The organism is Ignavibacteria bacterium, assembly GCA_025612375.1.
Lineage (GTDB): Bacteria > Bacteroidota > Ignavibacteria > Ignavibacteriales > SURF-24 > JAAXKN01.
In genome coordinates, this window is record JAAXKN010000040.1 from 10,606 (window position 1) to 30,775 (window position 20,170).

At 44.4% G+C, this 20,170-nt stretch carries 20 protein-coding genes; 3 read left to right on the plus strand and 17 right to left on the minus strand.

Annotation, left to right across the window (positions count from 1 at the left end; genetic code table 11):
- Nucleotides 1-14: 14 nt before the first annotated feature.
- Entirely contained in the window at nucleotides 15-1,016 is a 1,002-nt protein-coding gene (gene rfaE1, locus HF312_17825) for a D-glycero-beta-D-manno-heptose-7-phosphate kinase (protein ID MCU7522079.1), read from the minus strand.
- A gap of 287 nt (nucleotides 1,017-1,303) precedes the next feature.
- A complete protein-coding gene (locus HF312_17830; GenBank protein MCU7522080.1) occupies nucleotides 1,304-2,203 on the minus strand; it encodes a glycoside hydrolase family 16 protein in 900 nt (299 codons plus the stop codon).
- Between the two features lie 238 nt (nucleotides 2,204-2,441).
- Here HF312_17830 and HF312_17835 point away from each other — a divergent pair, with 238 nt between their 5' ends.
- Nucleotides 2,442-2,669 carry a hypothetical protein gene (locus HF312_17835; GenBank protein ID MCU7522081.1) on the plus strand — a complete coding sequence of 76 codons (228 nt, stop codon included), beginning with the start codon at nucleotides 2,442-2,444 and terminating at the stop codon, nucleotides 2,667-2,669.
- 85 nt (nucleotides 2,670-2,754) lie between these two features.
- Here HF312_17835 and HF312_17840 read toward each other — a convergent pair whose 3' ends face one another.
- From HF312_17840 to HF312_17910, 15 genes are all read right to left on the minus strand, one after another.
- Entirely contained in the window at nucleotides 2,755-3,837 is a 1,083-nt protein-coding gene (locus HF312_17840; GenBank protein MCU7522082.1) for a hypothetical protein, read from the minus strand.
- A gap of 134 nt (nucleotides 3,838-3,971) precedes the next feature.
- Complete coding sequence (panB, locus tag HF312_17845) at nucleotides 3,972-4,787, minus strand: 3-methyl-2-oxobutanoate hydroxymethyltransferase (protein MCU7522083.1); 816 nt, start codon at nucleotides 4,785-4,787, stop codon at nucleotides 3,972-3,974.
- A complete protein-coding gene (locus HF312_17850; GenBank protein MCU7522084.1) occupies nucleotides 4,784-5,536 on the minus strand; it encodes a hypothetical protein in 753 nt (250 codons plus the stop codon). Before HF312_17850 ends, panB begins: the two co-directional genes overlap by 4 nt.
- Nucleotides 5,533-6,312 (minus strand): acyl-ACP--UDP-N-acetylglucosamine O-acyltransferase, encoded by a 780-nt coding sequence (gene lpxA / locus HF312_17855; GenBank protein ID MCU7522085.1) that lies wholly within the window; start codon nucleotides 6,310-6,312, stop codon nucleotides 5,533-5,535. Before lpxA ends, HF312_17850 begins: the two co-directional genes overlap by 4 nt.
- A gap of 70 nt (nucleotides 6,313-6,382) precedes the next feature.
- The gene (locus HF312_17860; GenBank protein ID MCU7522086.1) at nucleotides 6,383-7,795 is read right to left on the minus strand and encodes a bifunctional UDP-3-O-[3-hydroxymyristoyl] N-acetylglucosamine deacetylase/3-hydroxyacyl-ACP dehydratase; all 1,413 of its coding nucleotides are present in this window, start codon (nucleotides 7,793-7,795) and stop codon (nucleotides 6,383-6,385) included.
- Nucleotides 7,795-8,856, minus strand: a complete 1,062-nt coding sequence (gene lpxD, locus HF312_17865) for a UDP-3-O-(3-hydroxymyristoyl)glucosamine N-acyltransferase (GenBank protein MCU7522087.1) — start codon at nucleotides 8,854-8,856, stop codon at nucleotides 7,795-7,797. The genes HF312_17860 and lpxD overlap by 1 nt, the downstream gene beginning before the upstream one ends.
- 6 nt (nucleotides 8,857-8,862) lie before the next feature.
- Nucleotides 8,863-9,375, minus strand: coding sequence for an OmpH family outer membrane protein (locus tag HF312_17870; GenBank protein MCU7522088.1), 513 nt, complete (start codon nucleotides 9,373-9,375; stop codon nucleotides 8,863-8,865).
- A gap of 28 nt (nucleotides 9,376-9,403) precedes the next feature.
- Complete coding sequence (locus tag HF312_17875) at nucleotides 9,404-9,940, minus strand: OmpH family outer membrane protein (GenBank protein ID MCU7522089.1); 537 nt, start codon at nucleotides 9,938-9,940, stop codon at nucleotides 9,404-9,406.
- 82 nt (nucleotides 9,941-10,022) lie between these two features.
- A complete protein-coding gene (bamA, locus tag HF312_17880) occupies nucleotides 10,023-12,527 on the minus strand; it encodes an outer membrane protein assembly factor BamA (protein ID MCU7522090.1) in 2,505 nt (834 codons plus the stop codon).
- A 2-nt stretch (nucleotides 12,528-12,529) separates the two neighbouring features.
- Nucleotides 12,530-13,315 (minus strand): isoprenyl transferase, encoded by a 786-nt coding sequence (locus tag HF312_17885; GenBank protein ID MCU7522091.1) that lies wholly within the window; start codon nucleotides 13,313-13,315, stop codon nucleotides 12,530-12,532.
- A gap of 618 nt (nucleotides 13,316-13,933) precedes the next feature.
- Nucleotides 13,934-14,374 carry a hypothetical protein gene (locus tag HF312_17890; protein MCU7522092.1) on the minus strand — a complete coding sequence of 147 codons (441 nt, stop codon included), beginning with the start codon at nucleotides 14,372-14,374 and terminating at the stop codon, nucleotides 13,934-13,936.
- A gap of 85 nt (nucleotides 14,375-14,459) precedes the next feature.
- Nucleotides 14,460-14,708, minus strand: coding sequence for a hypothetical protein (locus HF312_17895; GenBank protein MCU7522093.1), 249 nt, complete (start codon nucleotides 14,706-14,708; stop codon nucleotides 14,460-14,462).
- Between the two features lie 9 nt (nucleotides 14,709-14,717).
- Complete coding sequence (gene lexA, locus HF312_17900) at nucleotides 14,718-15,380, minus strand: transcriptional repressor LexA (GenBank protein MCU7522094.1); 663 nt, start codon at nucleotides 15,378-15,380, stop codon at nucleotides 14,718-14,720.
- A gap of 223 nt (nucleotides 15,381-15,603) precedes the next feature.
- Entirely contained in the window at nucleotides 15,604-17,376 is a 1,773-nt protein-coding gene (menD, locus tag HF312_17905) for a 2-succinyl-5-enolpyruvyl-6-hydroxy-3-cyclohexene-1-carboxylic-acid synthase (protein ID MCU7522095.1), read from the minus strand.
- Complete coding sequence (locus HF312_17910) at nucleotides 17,360-18,655, minus strand: isochorismate synthase (protein ID MCU7522096.1); 1,296 nt, start codon at nucleotides 18,653-18,655, stop codon at nucleotides 17,360-17,362. Before HF312_17910 ends, menD begins: the two co-directional genes overlap by 17 nt.
- Nucleotides 18,656-19,024: 369 nt before the next feature.
- On the opposite strand from HF312_17910, the gene HF312_17915 reads away from it, so the two are divergent.
- Together HF312_17915 and HF312_17920 are read left to right on the plus strand one after the other, a co-directional pair.
- Complete coding sequence (locus HF312_17915) at nucleotides 19,025-19,696, plus strand: M48 family metallopeptidase (GenBank protein ID MCU7522097.1); 672 nt, start codon at nucleotides 19,025-19,027, stop codon at nucleotides 19,694-19,696.
- A 27-nt stretch (nucleotides 19,697-19,723) separates the two neighbouring features.
- Complete coding sequence (locus HF312_17920) at nucleotides 19,724-20,167, plus strand: MarR family transcriptional regulator (protein MCU7522098.1); 444 nt, start codon at nucleotides 19,724-19,726, stop codon at nucleotides 20,165-20,167.
- Nucleotides 20,168-20,170 lie beyond the last annotated feature (3 nt).

Here is a 20,170-nt window from a genome sequence, read left to right on the forward strand (position 1 = left end):
GCACATTACTGCATTTAGCTGCTAAGGGAGTCTTTTTCCACCTCTTCAAAAAGCTTGTCTGCCTCGATAGGCACAATACCAACTTCCTCGCAGACCAGTCCTCCAGCGTAATTTGCAAGATAGGAGGCTTCGCATATATCGGCTCCTGCCGTAAGGGCAACCGTAAGCGTGGAGACAACCGTGTCGCCGGCTCCGGAAACGTCGGCTACTTTCCTGGCCTTTGTTGGAATTCTTCTTTCGTTCTGCCCATTTTCAAAAATTGCAATACCCTGTTCGCCAAGAGTCAAAAGGGCGTATTTAGAGCCGAGCCTGTCGAGAAGCATATTGCCGGCATTATGTATATCTTCCTCTGTTCTGATCCTAATGCCGAAAGCATCCTCAGTTTCTTTTCTGTTCGGCTTAAATACCGTAACATTCTTATAATTGAAGAAATTGTTAAACTTAGGGTCAACATTAACTATAACATTATTCTTATTGGATAAGTTTATAATTTCTTCAATGATCACGGGTGTAAGGACCCCCTTGTTGTAGTCCTGAAGAATGATGCCGTCTATGTCTTTTATGTTGTCTGTGACGAATTTAAGTATTCTGTCTTCTGTTTCCTTTCCAATATAGTCCTTGCATTCATGGTCAATTCTAACTATATGCTGGTTCTGTGCAATTACTCTTGTTTTAGCCGTAGTGGGCCTGGTGTCGTCGATTATTATTCCTTTAGCCTCAATGCCTGCCTCTTCCATAAGGGAAGTGAATATGGAGCCGTGGTTGTCGTATCCGATTATTCCAACGGGCAGGGGGATGCCGCCGAGCTTCAGTATATTGAGGGCAACGTTAGCTGCTCCTCCGAAGCGGTAGAATTCGTTGTCAATTTCAATTACGGGTACCGGTGCTTCCGGGGATATTCTTTTTACGTCGCCCCAGAAGTAACAGTCCAGCATCATATCACCAATAACTGCAATCCTTTTGCCCTCAAAATTCTTCTTTAATTCCTCAAGTCTTTCTTTAGAAAACTTCACCATACTTCCTCAAAGTTTATAATATCAGATATATTTATTTCCTCCGGTTTTTGCCGGAAATCAGTTCAGTCAGGGAAGCCTGCCGAATATCCTTCGTCAGGCTTTTATAGAAAAAGCCAACTATAAAAATATTCATAATTTTTTAAATAAACCGTAAAAAGTACGGGAATTTGCGCTTTTTAATGCTTAATGCTGAATGCTTAATGCTGAATCAAAAGGGAGGAGTTTGAAGTTTTGCCGGGGGCAGCCATTCTAAGCCTCCCCGGCATTAAATTTTCAGAAGGAAGATCTTACTTATCCTGCGTAATTAAAACCCAGTCGACAAGGACCCTTGCATTGCCGCTTTTAATAAGGTTAACCGTGGGTTCAGGAATTCCGGGATATGGGGCTTTAACGCCGTTTGTTTTAACCGGATAGGCGCCTCCAAGAGCAAGGTTAAGAATGATGTACTTTGGGTTGTCGTAAGCCCACCTGCCGTAGTTTTCAATCATCGGCCTTGTGGCCCTGTAGACAATAACTCCGTCCACGTAGAAAACAAAACCCTCAGGCTTCCAGTCAACTGAGTACACGTGCCACTTTGAGACATCGCTGTCTGTAAAGTAAGCCTTATTTACCAGCGGTGTCTCGCCTGAATATCCAGGGCCGTGGAGTGCCACGCTGGTCCAGTCCTTTTCCCCGACGTTTTCCATTATATCGATTTCACCCGTGTCAGGCCAGCGCCCTGTGCCCAAGAGCCAGAAGGCGGGCCAGAGCCCTGTTCCATCAGGAAGCTTCATGCGTGCTGAAGCTGTACCGTAGCTGAAATCAAATTTCCTCTTTGTATCGATGCGGCCCGAGGTGAAACTGAATTTCTTCCCCTCTTTGGTTGTAAAGCCTGGCCGGTAGTTCGCCTCAATTACAAGTGCCCCGTCAGGCGAGCCTTCGGCTTTATCTCCGTGTGCAATGTAAAGTGCCGAGGCGGAATCGACGTATGCCTGCTGTTCGTTGTTTACGGTCCAGCCCGTAACAATAACGTTCCACTTGGAGCGGTCCAGGTTATCTCCGGAAAAGTTGTCAAAGAAAAGGGTGTCGCGTGTATTGGCGGCACCCTCTGCGGCTTTAAGATGACCTGAAGCCGGAAGACATAAAGCAATAAGCAATGCAGCAGCGGGGCTAAGACAGCCCGGAAGGAAGTTTTTAATCAATTTCATAATACCCCGGAATATTTCAAATAATTTTATTTGGGCTAAGAGTTCTCTTAACGGACAAAATTAGTGAAAAAATTTATCTATGACCATCGTTTTTTCAGGCATAATTGAAATCTGAGTCTGCCTCATGCATTAATTCTTTGTGAGTATCAGAAAAGGTGCTTATTTTGATATGACGGTAATTCCGGACTTAAATCATTGTATCAACAAATAAGTTACGAAAGACTCAAGGAGTGCCAAATTGGAAAAGGAGATTTTAAGAGAACTTGAGAGGTTAACACAGCATTATCTGAATATTGCCGCATCACTTTCTTCTCTCAGTATTACAAAACAGAAAATTATAGAGCGTGGTCTTCAGTCGTTTGATAAAGAGGATCTGGCAAGCGAGATTGCTTCTCTTAAGGGCAGAATGCAGGACCTGATGAAAAATCTGCAGACCGTACAAAACAGTGTTTCTGAAATTGAATAACAGTCTGAAAATAAAACGGGCTTAAAAAAAAAGGCTTTATCCTCCGCATGGGGGATAAAGCCCTGAAATTAAAATTTTGTTTTAATTACTTTTTCAGCATAGCAAAGTCGTTTGTTATTTTAACCCTCAGAAGTCCGGCCTCGGTTCCCAGCCACATATTATTGCCGTCATAGAACATTGAAAGTATCTTATCGCTTCTAAGGTTCAGTTCATCTTTACTGATTCTTGTCACCTTTTTCGTATAGCGGTTAATGAGGGCCACACCCTGGCCAACCTGTTCCTTATTTGACTTGTTGAATTCGTAGACGCTGGCCCAGATATAGTTGCCTGTTCTTGCGAGGCAGAAAATGCCGTTTGCCGGAAGGCCGTTCGACTTGCCGAAACGTTCCCATTCCAGCTTTCTGTCGTAAAAATAAACGCCTCCGATATTGAAGTTCGGTTTCTGGACCGTTACAAACTCATCGAGTCCGAACCAGACGTTTTTTGTTTCAAAAAGTATATCGGCAGGGGATATTGCATCGCCGTCGCCGTTAAAATTGTTATCCCTGCTTGTTATGAACTGGAGTGACCTTGTGTCTTCTATCTCAAACTTCTTGTTGTATTTATGAATTCCGACCTCGGTACCGAACCACACAAGGCTGTCGCCGTCTACCTTAATGGTTTTAATGTTGTTTGTCTTGGCATCCCCGTTAGTGGTAAGATCATAGTCTGTATACTTCTGCTTTGCAACTTCAAGTTTTGTGAGGAACTTGAAGCGTCCTATCCAGAGAGCGTTTATTGAGGGATCGTATGCAACGGCGCGCACCCACTGGCCTAGTTCTGCGCCCTTGCCGAATTTTCTTTTCATCCAGGTATTGGTTCTCTTATCGAGAGTAAAAAGCCCGTCGCTGCAGCCGGCCCAGACATAATCCTGATTTACTGCAATGCAGTAAAAGAAATCCTGCTGCAGGTTTCCTTTTGCCGTGGAGTAGTTAGTCCAGCTGTTTTCTTTAGCTGAATAGTGATAGATTCCCTTGCCGTATGTTGCCACCCATATGTCGCCTGCGTCGCCTGAGATCTGTGAAATTATAGCACCATCAAGAAATGACTCAATTAACGGAGCAGTTTCGGCGTGCATGAACGTGGAGAAACTAAAAAACAGAAATAAAATATAAAATAACTTTCTCATATATGACCATTCTGACTCAAATTAAACAATCCCGTTCTAAAAAATAATCAACCGGGTTTTCCTTTCAGTACAGAGCTTTCCTGAAAAGCGGGGGATCAGACCGGCGTTCCGGAAAAGCATCTAAAAACTAAATACTAGTAGCTTTCGCTTTCAGAAGGAAACCCTTTTTCTTTAACATCTTTCACATAATTTTTAACAGCTTCCACCATATCCTCTGCCAGCTTAGCGTAATTTCTTACGAAGCGGGGGTGGAAGTCCACATTTAAGCCCAGCATGTCGGGCGTAACGAGTATCTGCCCGTCGCAGTGGACCCCGGCGCCGATGCCGATAGTAGGAATTGAAATGCTTCCGGTAATCTGTTTTGCCAGGTCGGCCGGAATCTTTTCAAGGACAATAGAGAATGCGCCTGCCTCTTCAAGGATTTTTGCGTCCTTGAGGAGCTGACGTGCCTCATCTTCTTCCTTTCCTCGTGCCTTGTAGCTTCCGAACTGGTGAATGCTCTGCGGGGTCAGGCCGATATGGCCCATGACAGGGATTCCTGCCTCTGTAATTTTTCTGACCGTTTGGGCAACTCTTTCACCGCCTTCGAGCTTAACGCCCCCGGCGGGTGTTTCCTTCATTATGCGGCCTGCATTCCTGAAACCTTCCTCCACATTTGCCTGGTAGGACATAAACGGGAGGTCAACGACAACCATGGCCCTGTCGACACCCTTGCTGACAGCCTTGGTGTGATAGATCATTTCATCCATAGTCACAGGAAGAGTTGTCTCGTTTCCCTGGAACACGTTACTTAAGGAATCACCAACAAGAATAAGATCAACGCCTGCCTGGTCCAAAAGCTTGGCCGTAATAAAGTCGTAGGCCGTCAGGGCAGCAATTTTAATCCCTTTCTGCTTGGAAAGGTAGAGTGTCTGTGTGGTGATTTTTCTGAAATCCGTATGTGTACTCATAACTTAGATTCCGTTCCGATTGGTTTAATGAACTCAATACCCCATTCGTCCTCAAAGCCTTTAATTATGGTTTCGGATAATAAATCATAATCGATCTCAATTCCAAGAATGGAATTAAGGTCGGTCGTTTTGTGCAAAAGATCGTCCTTAATTGTTTCTATTTCATGGCCGGGCAGATTTAGAAAATCAATTAATTGTAAATGAAAATTTCCGCAAAGTAAAGAGCCGTGCTGAAGAATTGCGTGTCCCATTTTCCTCTGGGCGCTACCGATGAGCTTTTGGCCCTTAAATTTCACCTCGCTTTTAGCCGTAGAGGCAAAGCAGGCAATTCCCGTGGGATCTTTCAGGAGGCTTAAGAAATCGGGCTGGAGGTTTTCAAGCTCAACTTCCTGAAGTCCGGAGTGAAAGTCTCTTAAGGCTCTTACCAGGCTGAGGCTTACTTTTCTGTAGATCTCGGTTGAGGAGTAACCGGCCTTTGCAGGCAGAACGACTGAATAGGTCAGTTCATCTGCGTGCAGAATTGCGCGTCCCCCGGTAGGCCTTTTAACAACGTCAATACCCTGTTCTGAGGCCTTAGGGAGGTTAATGTCCTCAAACTTCTGATTTGCCCCGAGCGAGATGCAGTATGGCTTCCAGCGGTAGAGCCTGAAGAAAGCCTCATCATCGGGGCAATTGCGGGCAAGCTCAATATCAAATTCCATATTGAACTGGCCCGTATTAAAGCCTGTATCCAGGAGGTTCCATTTCATCTGCGTATGAAGCCCCTGTTGCCGCACTTGTCGAAGAATTCAACTACCTTTATTGCAAAAGGATTATCGCAGAGTTCTTCTCTTACTTTCAGTTTTGCCTCTGAAAGAGTGAGCCCTGAGTTGTAAATAATGTTGTATGCCTGCTTAAGCGCAGTAATGTCTCCATTGCTGAAGCCCCTGCGCCTGAGGCCGATGACGTTAAGACCCGAATACCTCAAAGGTTCGTTTCCTGCTAGAACGAAAGGCGGCACGTCCTGAACGGCACGGAAGCCTCCTCCGATCATGGCATGCTGCCCGATGCGGCAGAACTGGTGCACCGGTGTAAGGCCGCCAATTATGACCCAGTCTTCCAGTTCAACGTGTCCGGCAAGCTGTACTCCGTTTGCAAGAATGCAGTTGTTGCCGACAACGGTGTCGTGTGCGACGTGGGAATATGCCATTAAAAGGCAGTTACTGCCGACTCTGGAGAATCCGGTTTCAAGTGTTCCCCTGTGCAGTGTAACGAACTCATGAATTGTTGTGTCGTCACCCACATAAAAAAGTGTAGGTTCTCCGCCGAATTTCAGGTCCTGCGGTACATTTGCAATTGAAGCCGACTGGTGGATTTTGACGCGGCTGCCTATTCTGGCCCCGTCGTAGAGGACTGCGTAAGGGCCTATCTGGCATCCGCTGCCGATTTCCACGTCGTCGTGGATTATTGCGCCTGGGCCAACTGTAATGTCTTCGCCAAGCTTTGCCTTTTTACTGACAATGGCAGTAGGGTGTATATTATTCATAATCTGGTTATAATTATATTAAAAATTCCGCATTCTAAAGCATTCTGTCACAGTTTGCCCAGAATTGCGCTTATTTTCCTTTGTTATCGTTTTTGTCGACAATTGCAGCCATAAATTCGGCTTCAGTTACAAGTACATTATTGACGTACGCCTTTCCGGCTAAAACGGCAGTTTTGCTCTTTCTGTTTATAAGCTCAACTTCCATTACGAGCTGATCGCCTGGGATGACGGTTTTTCTGAACTTTACGTTGTTCATCTGCATGAACAATACGAGCTTTTCCGAAGGGTCCAGGAAAGCATTCAAAAGGAGTATTCCGCCTGTCTGAGCCATAGCCTCTACAATAAGTACGCCCGGCATGATAGGTCTTCCGGGGAAGTGGCCGGGGAAGAAAGGCTCATTTTGTGTGACTGATTTTACGCCTACCACTTTTTTGTCGAACTCAAGGTGAGTTATTTTATCTACAAGGAGGAAAGGGTAGCGGTGAGGCAGAATCCTCTGTATGGCGTCTGCGTCAAAAATGACCCCCTCGGTCTTGACGAACTGGTACTTTTTAACGAGTTTCTTCTGCTGGTAGAGTTTTCTTACCTGCTTTGCAAATTCGACGTTAGCCTTGTGGCCCGGGCGGGCAGCAAGTATCTGTGCCTTAATCGGGGCGCCTATTAAGGCCAGGTCGCCGAGCATATCCAGGAGCTTATGGCGCACGGGTTCATTTTTGAAGCGCAGTGTCTTGTCGTTTAAGAATCCTGTATTGCCAAGAGTAATTTTTCCTTCGAGGCCGATTTTCTTTGTCAGTTCTTCGAGCTCTCCTTCTGAGACCTGTTTGTCGACGATTACAACTGCGTTATCGAGGTTGCCGCCTTTAATGAGACCGCGGTCGGCCAGCATTTCGATTTCGCTTAAGAAGCTGAATGTACGGGCAGGAGCAAATTCATCAACAAATTCCTTTTCAAGGTCGAAAAGCCCCGAGTGCTGGCTTCCAAGGGCCGGGTTCTGGTAGTCGACCATAACCGTTACCCTGAAGTTGTCCAGCGGAAGGGCGACAATATCGTTCTGGCCTTCTTCGTTGTGGTACTGAACCGTCTCATCAATGATCAGGTAGTCTTTTGGTGCTTCCTGCTGCTGGAAGCCTGCCTCCAGGAGGATTTTAACGTAGGGGAGGGCACTTCCGTCGCCGATTGGAGGCTCCATGCCGTCAAGTTCTATTATAATATTGTCAATCTGAAGTCCTGCTATTGAAGCCAGTACGTGTTCAACTGTGTGTACCTTAGCCTCACCAATTCCAATTGTTGTTCCTCTTGATATATCAACGACATTCTCAGCAATGGCCGGTATCTCAGGATTGCCGCCCAAGTCTACTCTGACGAATTTAATTCCGCAGTTCTCAGGTGCCGGCTTAAATGTCATTGTGCATGAGGTGCCCGTATGCAGCCCCGTGCCTGACATGGAGACGGCCTTGCTGATTGTCCTTTGTTTTTCTAACATTATTTATTCCTTTTTGACTCGATATTTCTGATTAATTCCTTAAGTTCATTTATCTGTTTTTCCATTTCCTTTATTTTATCGGCATAATTGGGAAGATTTCTTACGTGTCCTTCCAGCCTCAAGGCTGCCTTGATATCCTTTGCAGGGGAGCCGAAATAAGTACCCGCTTTAGACAGCGATTTGGAAACCCCGCTCTGTGCGCCTACGATCACATTATCTGCAATTTCTATGTGTCCCACGACGCCAACCTGTCCGGCTAAAATGACGTTCCGGCCGATTTTTGTGCTTCCGGAAACCCCGGTCTGTGCAGACATGACTGTATTTTCACCCACAACAACGTTATGAGCAATCTGTACAAGGTTATCGAGCTTGGTGCCCTTTTTAATTACGGTTGCACCAAGCGCCGCGCGGTCTATTGTAACGTTTGCCCCCAGTTCAACGTCATCTTCCAGTATAACAATTCCTATTTGCGGAATTTTATGATATACGCCTTTGTTGTCGGGTGAATATCCGAATCCGTCGGAGCCGATGACGGTTCCGCTATGGATTATGACTCGGCTTCCAATTTTGCAGCCTTCACGCACCGTTACATTAGGGAATATAATTGAATTATCCCCGACCTCAACATTATCCATGAGAACGGTGTTGTGGAATATCTTTACATTATTGCCTATGCGGCATCCTTCTGAGATGACGGCATTTTTTCCGATTGCTGTGCCATTACCCACAGAAACTCCGGGTGCAATATAAGCAGAGTCATCTATTCCGGTCAAACGAAATTCCGGTTTGAAAAACCGGTTGAGTATGGTCAGGAATGCGGTATTCGGATTATTTACCTGGATGTAGGTAATATCCGTTCTTGTTTTGGGAAAATCTGGTTTAACAAGGATGGCCGAAGCCTGAGTGGTTGAAAAGTATTTTTCGTAGGAGGGGAGATATAGGAATGTTAAATCGTTTTTCTTTGCTTCCTCGATCTTAGCAATATTTCCGACAATAACATTTTCATCACCAATAATACTGCCGCCGACTAAGTCGGCGACATCTTTTAATTTTATTTCCATTGAGCATTATTTTAATTTTTGTAGCACAAGATTAGTAATATCGTATTTTTCCTTGGCATAGAGGAAGAGGACGTCGCCGCTTCTGTCAAATACAAAATCGAGGTCCTGTTCCTCGGCAACTTTTTTAATTGCGTCAAAGACCCTGTTTTGTATCGGTTTCATCACTTCGTCCTGCTTCTGGAAGAGTTCACCGTTGGTGCCGAATTTTTTCTGCCTGTAGTCGTTCATTTTCTCTTCAAGCTTAACCAGTTCAGCTTCAGTTTCAGCCCTGGTCTGATCGCTCATGATAAGCTTGCGCTTTTCATAATCGTCGTACTTATCTTTCCAGTCCTTTTCGAGCTTATTGAGCTCGGTCTGCCAGTCCTTAATAAGAGCGTCCAGTTTCTGCTGGGCGTCCTGCGCATCGGGCAGCTTGTCCATGATAGTATCAGAATCGACGTAGCCGATCTTTAACTGCGCATGTGACAGCTGAGTTAAACCGAAAAAGAATAGAGAAACTAAAAAAGCATATTTTTTCATTATAAGTACCTAATGTTTATAAGAGTAATTATTTTCCTCTTTTAAGTTTGTCGAGCACTTTGTAGGTAATGTCATAAGTTGTATCTGCATAAAGGAGAACCACATCACCGGTCTTGTCAAATACGAAGTTCATGCCTTCATCTTTTGCAACGTCCTGAATCCCTTTTAAGATTCTTTCTTTTATCGGGGCAAAAAGTTCATCTGATTTTTTAGCGAGTTCGCCCTGCTGGCCGAATTTCTGCTGTTTGAAGTTTTCAAGTTCCTGCTGTTTGGTTACAAATTTCTGCTGTGCATCTTTCTGCTGATTGGGGTTCATTTTAGCCTGCTGCTTCTGGAAATCGTTGTACATCTGCTGAAGCTGTCCTGTAAGGCTGTCGACGTGAGCATAATATTGTTTTGTCAGGTCGTCCAGGTCTCCCTGTGCCTTGATGGCTTCCGGGAGAGCTTTAAGCATTGTCTGAGAATCGACAAAGCCGATCTTCTGGGCAGCAGGAGCCGTTGTCTGGGCAAACAAACTAATTGATCCGGTAAGTAATACAGCTGTAATTAAAAGGAATTTTTTCACTTTAACCTCATTTTTCTAGTGTTTTATGTTTTAAGATATTTGAATTGTCAAATTTTCAAAATTGTTTCTATTAGCCTTAATATTAGAATCCACGGCCGAACTGGAAGTGGAAGAGCCATGCCGGCTCTTTTCCGTCTACGCTTTTTCTGTCAAATCCGTAACCGAAGTCGAAGCCGATAAGACCTATCGGGTTGATCAAAATTCTTGCGCCCACGCCGGCCGAACGCTTCAGGTCGAAGAGGTTCGTATCGTGGCTGATGTTAGCCCAGACGTTTCCAGCCTCGGCAAAGCCCAGGATGTAGATTGGAATCGGTTCCAGGGCAAGAGCGGCTCTTAATTCCATGGTGTAACGCGTCATGACGTTACCGCCAAGGTTGTCTCCAAGAATGTTCTTTGGGCCGATTGTTCTGTCGTCGTAGCCTCTTAAAGGTGTAGTTGCAATTACGAGGCCGTTACCGCCCATGAAGAACTTTTCAAACGGGTTAATCTTCTCTCTGGTCTGCTGGTCGAATTCATTCATGTAGCCAAGGTCTGCAACCGTGTATAAAGCTATACGGTTTGTATTGAAAAGCCTCTTATACCATTCGGCCTTAAACTGGGTCTTATAGTAATTAAGGTCGCCCGGCAGAAATGCGCCGCCCGAGAGCTCAGCGTCCAGAACTACAGAAGAACCCTGGGAAGGGAAGATCGGGTTATCAATATCTTTTCTGCTTATTGTAGCGCCGATAGTATACTGTTCTGATTTACCTTCCTTGTAGTATCCGCCGCCATTTTTAATGTCGTTATTCTGATACTTAAATGTACCCTGAACGTTAAAATAGTGATCGGGCCATGTCAGGCGTCTACCGAGCCTTACCGAGCCGCCGTACTGGCTTAAGTCGTAGTAGTAAGCCTGTCTTGTATCAAAAACCTCGAAGCCCAAGAGTGTCGGGCTGTCATAAAGCCATGGTTCGGTAAAGCCGAGTGTGAAAGTTCTGTAATAGTTACCCACGCCGAACTGCCAGTTGAAATTCAGCACCTGTCCGCCGCCCATCTGGAAAGGGTGGGCAAGAGAGAAGTTAGTAAGCGTAACGCCAACTGAGCCCGAGAAGCCGAAGCTGCCCGAGTATCCGATTGAAGCATTCAGGTAATCGCTGGACTTTTCTTCGACTGAATAGGTAATATTAACCGTGCTGTCGGTTACAGGAACCGGGTTGGCTCCTTCCTTGTAAAGCTTTTCAACGTTAAAGTACTGCAGGTTAGCCAGCTGCTGAAGGCTGGTCATAACGGCAGTTCTGCTGAAGTAATTCGAGGGAATCGTATAAAGCTCGCGTCTGACGACCTTGTCTTCGGTCTTATCATTGCCCTGAATGTCAATTCTGCCGATCTTGAACTGGTTGCCTTCTGTTACCGTGATATCCAGGTCCACAGAATCCTGACCCACTTTTATCTCATTTGCCCTGAAGTTGCTCATCAGGTATCCGTTATCCTGGTAGAGGGCTGCAACGTCGTTCTGTTTTTCATTTCCGCGCAGGTTCTGCTGGAATTTTTCATAATTATAGAGGTCGCCTTTCTTTAAGCCGAGGCGGTCATTCAAGACGTCGGTCTTATAGACGGTGTTACCATCCCAGTTGATGTTTCTGATCTTATACTGCGGGCCTTCTGCAACATTTATTAAAATCTTAACGTCTTTTTTCCCATTGCTGAAGATAAGGGAATCTGAGAGAATTTCCATATCGCGGAAGCCCTGCGACTTGTAGTAGTCGACCAGGAGCTTTTCATCTTCCTCAAATTTTTTCTTATTCAGCTTTGCGCTGCTCCAGAACTTCCACCATTTAGCCTCTGAGGTTTCCTTAAAGGAGCCCTTAAGGTCGCCGGCAGAGAGTGAGTTATTGCCGTTAAATGCGATTTCCCTTACAGTAACCTTGCCTCCCTCGTCGATCTTGAATTTTACAAGTATCCTTTCTTTCAGCTTGGAAACGAGGTTCGTAGGGTTTTCCTTAATTTCGTAAGTGGTTGTATACTCATCAGAAAAATCCGCATTATTGCGCCATGTTGCCTTTATTTCGTCATCCGTCGTGTCGGCGCCGAGGAAGCTGTATCTTAAGATATTTATTTTGGCATTAAGGAGCCCTTCTTCATCGTAAAGCCCCTGAATTCTTGTCTTTGCGTTATAGAGGTCCTGTGGTTTAAGGATCTGTCCTCTTACAAAGCTTACTTTGCCTTCAATATCCTTTTCGCTAACGTCGTCGTTGCCCTCGAAGACCACCTTTTCGACTCTGGGGAACTCTGCAACCTTAATTAAAAGGAAGACTCCGTTTTCGAGCTGTTTGTCTATTAAAATCTGTACATCTGAAAATATGTTAAGGCTCCAGAGGTGCCTGATAGCGTTTATTGTCTGGTCGCCTGGTATATCTATCTCATCGCCCACTTTAAGGCCGCTGTTGGCAATAATTGTGGAAGCATCGGCTGATTTATTGCCCTGGACAGAGATTCCGAGAACTTTGTATTGAGTTCTGTTCATCTGGGCGTGTGAAGTAAGCGTAAAAGCTATAAATAAAGCCACTAGACCGGATAAAAACGGTGTATTAAAACGAATTTTTGTCATTCTTAAACCTTTGAAGTTCTGGATATTTGTTCACTGACAAGGCCGAACCTGCGTTCCCTTTTCTGGTAGTCTTTTATGGCTTCATAAAGATGCTGGCGTTTGAATTCAGGCCAAAGTACATCTGTTATAAAAATTTCCGAATACGCAATCTGCCAAAGTAAAAAGTTGCTGATACGAAATTCCCCGCCGCTTCTGATGAGCAGATCCGGATCAGGAATATCTTTCGTGGTCAATAAAGAGGAAAAAAGAGACTCTGTTACGTCTTCGGACCGGATTTGACCTTCTTTTACCATCTGTCCGATCTTTTTTGCGGCTTCCATAATCTCCCAGCGCCCGCTGTAGCTTAAAGCAAGATTTAACGTCAGCTTTGTATTGCCTGAAGTCTTTTCTACTGCCTGCTCCAATTCCTGGCGCACGACATCAGGAAGTGAATCCCTGTTGCCGATAGTTGAAAGCCTAACCCCATTTGCATGAAGCTCATTGGTCTCGTTCTGAAGACTTTTTACAATCAGTCTCATTAGAGTAGTGATTTCATCTTTAGGTCTTTTCCAGTTTTCAGTGGAAAAAGTGTAAAGGGTGAGATATCTGACACCCAGGCCGACGCATGCCTTGACAATATCCCGCACGGTCTCAACGCCCTGTTTGTGACCTGCGGCTCTCGGCAAGCCCCGCTTGCGTGCCCACCTGCCATTCCCGTCCATAATAATTGCAATGTGTTCGGGAATATCGCCGGACTTTTTTAATGAATTCTGAGCCTTTAAGTCTAAATCTTTTTCTTCTTTTGCCAATTTTACTCTATAAAATCAATTAGAACTCAAAAAATACTTTAACGGACATAAAATGTCAAGGTAATAGAAGTTGAAACAGTTACCATGCACGTCTCTTTAAGTGCTTATAATGAAAATAATTATTGATAGTGCAAAATTGAGGATGCGCTAATTAATAATCAATTCAAAATTGCGGTTGCGTGATGGCTGCCACAAGCCCCGAAATGCTCATTTTGACATAGTGCGCCGCGGCTTTAACTAAAGCCATAAAGGACTGTTGTTTAGACATTGGCATGCAGGAATTTGTTTCTGAAAGGGATGATGTTATTTTCAGCCCCCGTTTTTGCCTCTTTGGGGGGCCGGTTCTAGAATGAATCATCAGCCTCCGGACTTAAAAACTTCATGAAGACTGATGATTCAATATGAAGGAGGAATAAATAAAAAGAGAACATTCTGCAGGGCCTGGGGGATATTTCCTGAAAAATAGGATAACGGGAGCTCTTTTTATAAAAGTCTAATGTCTAAACGGAAGAAAACCTAAAAGAGTTCCTTCACCACCCGGGAAAAGGGGACAGGTAAGTATTTAGAATACAGGAATATAAGAATACGGGAATAAAAGCCGGAGGAAAAAGGATGAATTTACCGGTTGAAGAATCTGCTCTCAAATTCCCGGGGCCCCTTAAAGGGCAGTTCACTTGCCCTGGTATTGCTTAAGACAGCCAGTTTAATATTCTTTTTGGCATCCTCAGAAAGGCTGTCTATGGTCAGCTTTGCCTTAGAGAAGTTCTGTGCTTCGACTCCGACAAAAAGCGCAACTTTCTGGTTGCTGAACCTGGTCTGTCTGGTGGCCAGATAGTTCAGTTTGCTGAAAATCCCCGGGTCATCCAGTTCCTGAGGTGAAAGTACAATTCCCAGGGCATACTTCTTGTCGTATCTTCCTACGGCATCAACGCTGTAAGTACCTACCGGGTCGGGTGCCGGGAGGTATGTGCCGTATTTTCTGCTGACTGTAAGATAACCGTTCTGCCAAAAATGTTTAATGAGCTGATCTACGTTTTCTCTGTTTGAATTACTGTTCATAACCTCTCTCTTTCTTTCTCTGTCAAATCAAATCTAAATAAACACGGGCTAAAAAATAAAAACGGACAAAATTCTATCAGTAAAACTAATTTATTTTGGATGCAATCGGCAAAATAGGGGAAAACCTGTTCCTGTAGAGAACTTTTATATTTGCTATTCTGGCAAACTCGTACTTTTTAATTTCATTGCTGAAGCTGGTCTTTCCGTAGATCACTTTTTGACCGTTCTGGTCGTAGCTCAAAAAGTAAGGATCCAGCACGATTTCCTGAAGGCCGTAAAGAAATTTAATCTTAAACCTGTTATAAATTGCCGAAGTAAAAATCTGTGATTTCATTGTTTCCCCTTAGTTATACCATCTGATAACACCGACTACTTTACCCACTATTGAAAAATCCTCCCTATGGCGGACTGCGATAGGTGGATAGCTGCTGTTTTCAGGTATTAAAAAGACCTCGTCGCCTCTTTTTTCGAATCTTTTTACCGTTGCCTCATCTCCCAGGAGGGCCACAACAATCTCACCGTTAACGGCATCTTTCTTAGGGGAGATAATGATCAGGTCACCTTCAAAGATCCCGGCATTGATCATACTGTCGCCTTTTACCTTAAGTGCAAAGCAACCGGAACTGTGCTTGACAACGGAGGAATCTATAACAACGCTCCCGTCAATATTTTCAACTGCCAGAATCGGCATTCCTGCTGCCACGCGTCCTACTACAGGAACCTGCCTGAAGCCCTGGAAGATTTCTTCTGTTACGGGCTGCGGTTTCTTTAAGTAATCCTCCTCTGTCCTGAGGTTTGTAAGGGAAAGTGCACGGCTGATGTTGCTTCCGATGTTCAGGTACCCCTTTTTACTTAAAGCATCCAGGTGTCTTTTTACTCCGAAAGTTGAGGATATAGAGAAGTGCTTGCCTATTTCCCTCAGCGTAGGAGCATACCCGTTCTGATCGATATAGCTCTGAATGAAATTCAGTATATCTTCTTGCCTGTCAGTCAGCTTGTTTTTCATATAGTGCTCAATTGTTTACTACAATAATAGTAAACAATTGTTCACTTGTCAAGAGGAAATTAAAGAATAATATTTTTTATTTTATTGGTTTTTGGCCTGAAAACGGCCTTTTATGAAAAATTTAGGGCAATTTTTTCGGGAGAGGTATTATAGTACACAGAAAAATAAAAAAGCCGGAAGTAATTTCCGGCTTTCGTTCTTAAAGAATAGGAAAACAAAGGTTTCAGGCGATGGATTCTGCAACTTCTTTCCAGAAGCGCCTTCTTAAGCTGACAGACTTTTTGGAATCCGTTCTTATGTGAAGCACTGAGAGCCTGCGGCTTTTAAGAGCCCGTGCAAACGCGTTCCTGAAACCCTGCCAGTCTGAAATTTCCCAAAAGTCACCGCTATAGCCTTTAACAAAGTGCGAGAAATCCAGCTCATGGGGTGTCTGGAAATATTCACGGAAAAGGTTCTCCTCATAGCCCGAAACAGGGAGCATCTCGAAAATGCCGCCCCCGTCGTTATTTATGAGCACTACAACGAGAGGTATGGAATATTTTTTCGATGCCAGAAGCCCATTAAGGTCATAATAAAAAGCCAGGTCTCCTGTAATTAGTACCGTAGGGTTCATTGCAGCAGATGCAATTCCGAGGGCGGTAGAGGTGATCCCGTCAATTCCGCTTGCGCCCCTGTTGTTATAGACGTTAATTTGCATTTCCGTTTTTGGCGAGAAGTAATCCAGGTCGCGCACCGGCATGCTGTTGGAGATCATAAGGTTTGAATTCTGAGGCATAAGGCTAACGGCCTCAGTAAATATCCTTCCTTCGAATGGGAAAGGAGCCTTCAATATGCTCTCTTTTTTCAGCTCTTCGGCTGTGACTTCTGCACTCTTGAAGACTTCCAGCCAGGAAGACTCCTCGCGCTTAAAGCCTTCGCTTTCGGCTTTTTTTATGATGTTACTCAAGAACTCACATGAGTCCATGGCAAGAACGGCCGTGGTTTTGCCGAAAGGATCAAAAATGCTGCCTCTTTCGTTAATAATGTAGTACTCGGCCGAAGTCCCCTCAAGGAACATCTCAATTCCTTTGGAAGTCATTGTGCGCCCGAAGTGAAGTATCAGTTCAGGTTCAATTTTCTTTGAGAATTCTCCAGAGCGCAGGCAACCTTCAAAGTTGATGAAAACATTACGCTTGTCGTGGCTTCCGTAGCGGAGCTGTGAGGCTCCGTCGGCAAGTATTGGAAGGCTGAACAAAGAAGCCATATGCTGCAGGCTGCAGGCGAAACTATCAACCGGGTCGTCAGGCCCGGCAAGTATAATGCATTTTTGAGCAGCTTTCAGCTTTTCATAGATCTTTTCTGCAAGGCTTTTTCCGGCAGTTCTTTTTTCAGACAGGGTATCAATAAGCCCATTTTCACAAGGTTGTTCCAAAGCCAGCTTTTGAAGCACCTCCTCATTTACTTCATCTGTAAAAGTAAAAGGTTCAAGAGGCTTTCTGAACGGGAAGTTTACATGCACCGGGCCTTTGGAAGAGCTTTCAAAGAAAGCCTTTTTAGCCAGAGCCCTGACGTGTGAAAGTTTTTTCAGGCTCACGCCCGGAAGCCCGGCATTACGGAACCAGCAGATATGGTTTTTATAAATATTATTCTGATGAATAGTCTGGTTTGCCCCGCAGTCCTGCAGTTCCGGGGGTCGGTCAGCCGTCAGGACAATTAAAGGTATATTCTGCTGAAAAGCCTCAATTATTGCCGGATAAAACTCAGCCACGGCGGTACCTGAAGTACATACGAGTGCAACCGGGGTCTTTGTGGCCCTGGCCAGCCCGAGTGCAAAAAAGCCGTTTGAGCGTTCGTCAACTAGTATGTGTGTTTTAATATTTTTATTTTGGCTGAAAGCTACAGTCAAAGGTGTGTTTCTGGATCCGGGGGAAATACAAGCATATTTAACACCGTTATCAGCTAACTCCTTAACAAATATTTCTGACCAAAGGCTATTACGATTAACTTTTATTTTCATTATCAAAAAGCGCCAGAATTGGCTTTAGTTTAAGTTCTGTTTCCTTGTATTCTGCTGCCGGGTCGGAGCCTTCAACAATTCCGCCGCCCGCGAAGGCATATAGTTTCCTGCCTTTTAAGAGTGCGCTTCTGATGGCTACGGCAAATTCACCTTCTTTTTTGAAGTTGAACCAGCCTACGATTCCAGCATACATTCCCCTGTGGTAGTCCTCCATTTTCTTTATCACGTTCATGGCATCTGCCTGCGGCACACCGCAGACTGCGGGCGTGGGATGAAGCCCTTCCATGATTGCAAATATTCTGTGAGAGGAGCTGAGCCTGACCTTTACCGGGGTCCACAGGTGCTGTATGTTCTTAAGTTTTTTTATCCTTGGGGATGCCTCAAAGCTTACCTCTGTGGAATACTCCTTAAAGAGTTCCTGAAGGTAATTAATAACCGTATTGTGCTCAAGAATGTCCTTGTCGCTCTTAAGCAGCCCCTCTTCAAACTGTCTGTCCTCATTTTCATCTTTACCCCTTGGTGCAGAGCCTGCAAGAGCATCGGCTTCAATATATTCTCCGTTTACCTTTATGAGCTTTTCAGGAGAAGCGCCGAAGAAGGTCGATTTACCGGAATGGAATGAAAAGAGGTAGCACTCCGGATAGTTTTCTTTCAGATGCCCGAGAAGGGAATAAACATTTGGCTCTTCGGTTAATTTCAGCTCAATCTGCCTTGAGAGCACAATTTTCTGCAATTCTCCCGATTCGATGGTGGCAATGGCTTTCTTTACGCTTTCCATCCACTTTTTCTTGTCTTTAGGCGTATTGCCCGTAACTGCGGCAACCCTGGGGCATGCAGACTGCGGTGCAGCTTCTTTTGGTGAGAAGATATGCGTCATTCTGAGTTCGAACTCATTTACAAGCCTGTCTTTTGAGACCTCATTGGATAAGAGGAAATTGGTTACTACCACTTTTTCATTCCCGCGGGAGTAAATGAGCACCTTGGGTACAAACCAGTTGGCGTCTGAATAGTTTTCCCATATCTCGGTGTGGTTTTCCGGCGTAAATTTCATTCCCCCCACAAACAGTGGGATCTGGTCTATACCGGTTTCATCCCAGTTGGAGATAAAACCCTCTCTTAAAGTTTTAATCTTCTTTTCAATTGCTGCAAATCTTCCCTTGCCGCTTTCGCTTATTGAGACAAGCTCGCCCAGGGCAAGAGCTGAAGTACCTTCGCTGGGTTTTTCCCAGTAAAACGATTTTTCATAGCCAAAAGACAGCTTTTTAATCTTTTCGATCATTAGAGAATCATCCACCCTGAAGGCAAACGAGGCCAGCGAGGAGGGGAGTGTTCTTTTCTCTAAGGCATTTAAAACAAAGTGTCTGAATTTTTCGGAATTTGTATTCAATTCAAAAAATATTGTTGTTAAACATATGTACCGTAAATATAAATTATAAGAAAAAACTTTCAAATTACAATTATAAGAAAATTTAAGGGCGAAATTTTGGTGCAGGGGGATTAAAATGCCCCTGATTTCATCACAAAAAGGCCAAATTATGCTGATAATTCAAATAATTAAAGTTCTGATTTTTTCCACTCTCATTTTCCTACTCTTAAAAGAAAAAATTGTATATATTTTTAAGTAGTTATTTAACGGTTAAAAAGGCAAGTGGACGAAAGGATAATAAAAATTGGAGGAGCTGACTACAATTACAAGTACAGAGTCAGTAAGAAAGCCAAGTATATGAGGCTGCAGGTTAGTCAGGAGAAGGGGCTGGAACTTGTGGTTCCCTATGGCGTAACGTTCAGGGAAGCTGAACACTTTCTAATGAGCAAAAGTGACTGGGTAATTAAGCACGCCGGCAAGCTCTCTGCGAGGGAGGAAAGCTTCCATTTTCTGGGCACCCGGCTTACGGTAGATCACAAGTACGATGCTCTAATACGCAGGCACCGCCTGGAGCTCAAGGACAGTACGCTGAAAATATTGAGTCCTGCCGACGACCTGATACCGCTTAGGAGCATTTACAGCGCGTGGCTGAAGTTGAAAGCGGAAAACTATATACCCCAAAGGGTAAGGGAAATTGCCCAGAAGTATGGCTTCTTTGTAAACAGGATATCCATAAGAGGGCAAAAGACGCGCTGGGGGAGCTGTTCGAGAGGAAACAATTTATCGTTTAATTTCAGGCTCATGGCATATAACAGGGATATAATAGATTATGTAATTGTCCATGAGCTCTGCCATACAAAAGAGATGAACCATTCAAAAAGGTTCTGGGCTCTGGTTGAAAAAATTGTTCCTGATTATAAGGCACTGAGAAAAGAACTAAAGAAAATAGCATAAAATTAAAAGTATCAGCAGAAAACGACTATGATGACAGACGTAAGAACAAAGCATGCAATATCAATTTGGGAAAAGCTCTTTCATACTTATGAAAAGTACAGGAAGATGCAGGTTAAAACCGTTTTTGAACATCACCTTACCGGGCCGCAGTACAGCGTTCTGGAGGTGCTCTTTAGCGCAGGTCCAATGCCTTTGAAGAAAATCGGGGAAAAGCTTTATGTTTCAGGGGCAAACATTACCTGTGTGGTGGATAACCTGGAAAAAGAGGAACTCGTACGCAGGGTTCCGTCTTCAGACGACAGGAGGATTATAATAGCTGAGCTGACAAGCAAGGGAAGGGAAAAAATTGAAAAGCTTTTTCCCCTCCAGGCTCAGAATATACTTAAAATGACAGAGGCCCTGAGCCACGATGAGCAGGAAGAGCTGATGAAACTCCTGAACAAGCTTGATACGGAAGGCAAAGAGGATTAGAGT

Coding starts and splice junctions, on each gene's coding strand:
- lexA (MCU7522094.1), bottom strand. CDS start 15,380: ATGAAAAACAAGCTGACTGACAGGCAAGAAGATATACTGAATTTCATT.
- HF312_17870 (MCU7522088.1), bottom strand. CDS start 9,375: ATGAAAAAATATGCTTTTTTAGTTTCTCTATTCTTTTTCGGTTTAACT.
- panB (MCU7522083.1), bottom strand. CDS start 4,787: ATGAGTACACATACGGATTTCAGAAAAATCACCACACAGACACTCTAC.
- HF312_17895 (MCU7522093.1), bottom strand. CDS start 14,708: ATGAAATCACAGATTTTTACTTCGGCAATTTATAACAGGTTTAAGATT.
- HF312_17890 (MCU7522092.1), bottom strand. CDS start 14,374: ATGAACAGTAATTCAAACAGAGAAAACGTAGATCAGCTCATTAAACAT.
- HF312_17840 (MCU7522082.1), bottom strand. CDS start 3,837: ATGAGAAAGTTATTTTATATTTTATTTCTGTTTTTTAGTTTCTCCACG.
- HF312_17860 (MCU7522086.1), bottom strand. CDS start 7,795: ATGTTAGAAAAACAAAGGACAATCAGCAAGGCCGTCTCCATGTCAGGC.
- bamA (MCU7522090.1), bottom strand. CDS start 12,527: ATGACAAAAATTCGTTTTAATACACCGTTTTTATCCGGTCTAGTGGCT.
- HF312_17830 (MCU7522080.1), bottom strand. CDS start 2,203: ATGAAATTGATTAAAAACTTCCTTCCGGGCTGTCTTAGCCCCGCTGCT.
- menD (MCU7522095.1), bottom strand. CDS start 17,376: ATGAAAATAAAAGTTAATCGTAATAGCCTTTGGTCAGAAATATTTGTT.
- lpxA (MCU7522085.1), bottom strand. CDS start 6,312: ATGAATAATATACACCCTACTGCCATTGTCAGTAAAAAGGCAAAGCTT.
- HF312_17920 (MCU7522098.1), top strand. CDS start 19,724: ATGATGACAGACGTAAGAACAAAGCATGCAATATCAATTTGGGAAAAG.
- lpxD (MCU7522087.1), bottom strand. CDS start 8,856: ATGGAAATAAAATTAAAAGATGTCGCCGACTTAGTCGGCGGCAGTATT.
- HF312_17850 (MCU7522084.1), bottom strand. CDS start 5,536: ATGAAATGGAACCTCCTGGATACAGGCTTTAATACGGGCCAGTTCAAT.
- rfaE1 (MCU7522079.1), bottom strand. CDS start 1,016: ATGGTGAAGTTTTCTAAAGAAAGACTTGAGGAATTAAAGAAGAATTTT.
- HF312_17910 (MCU7522096.1), bottom strand. CDS start 18,655: ATGATCGAAAAGATTAAAAAGCTGTCTTTTGGCTATGAAAAATCGTTT.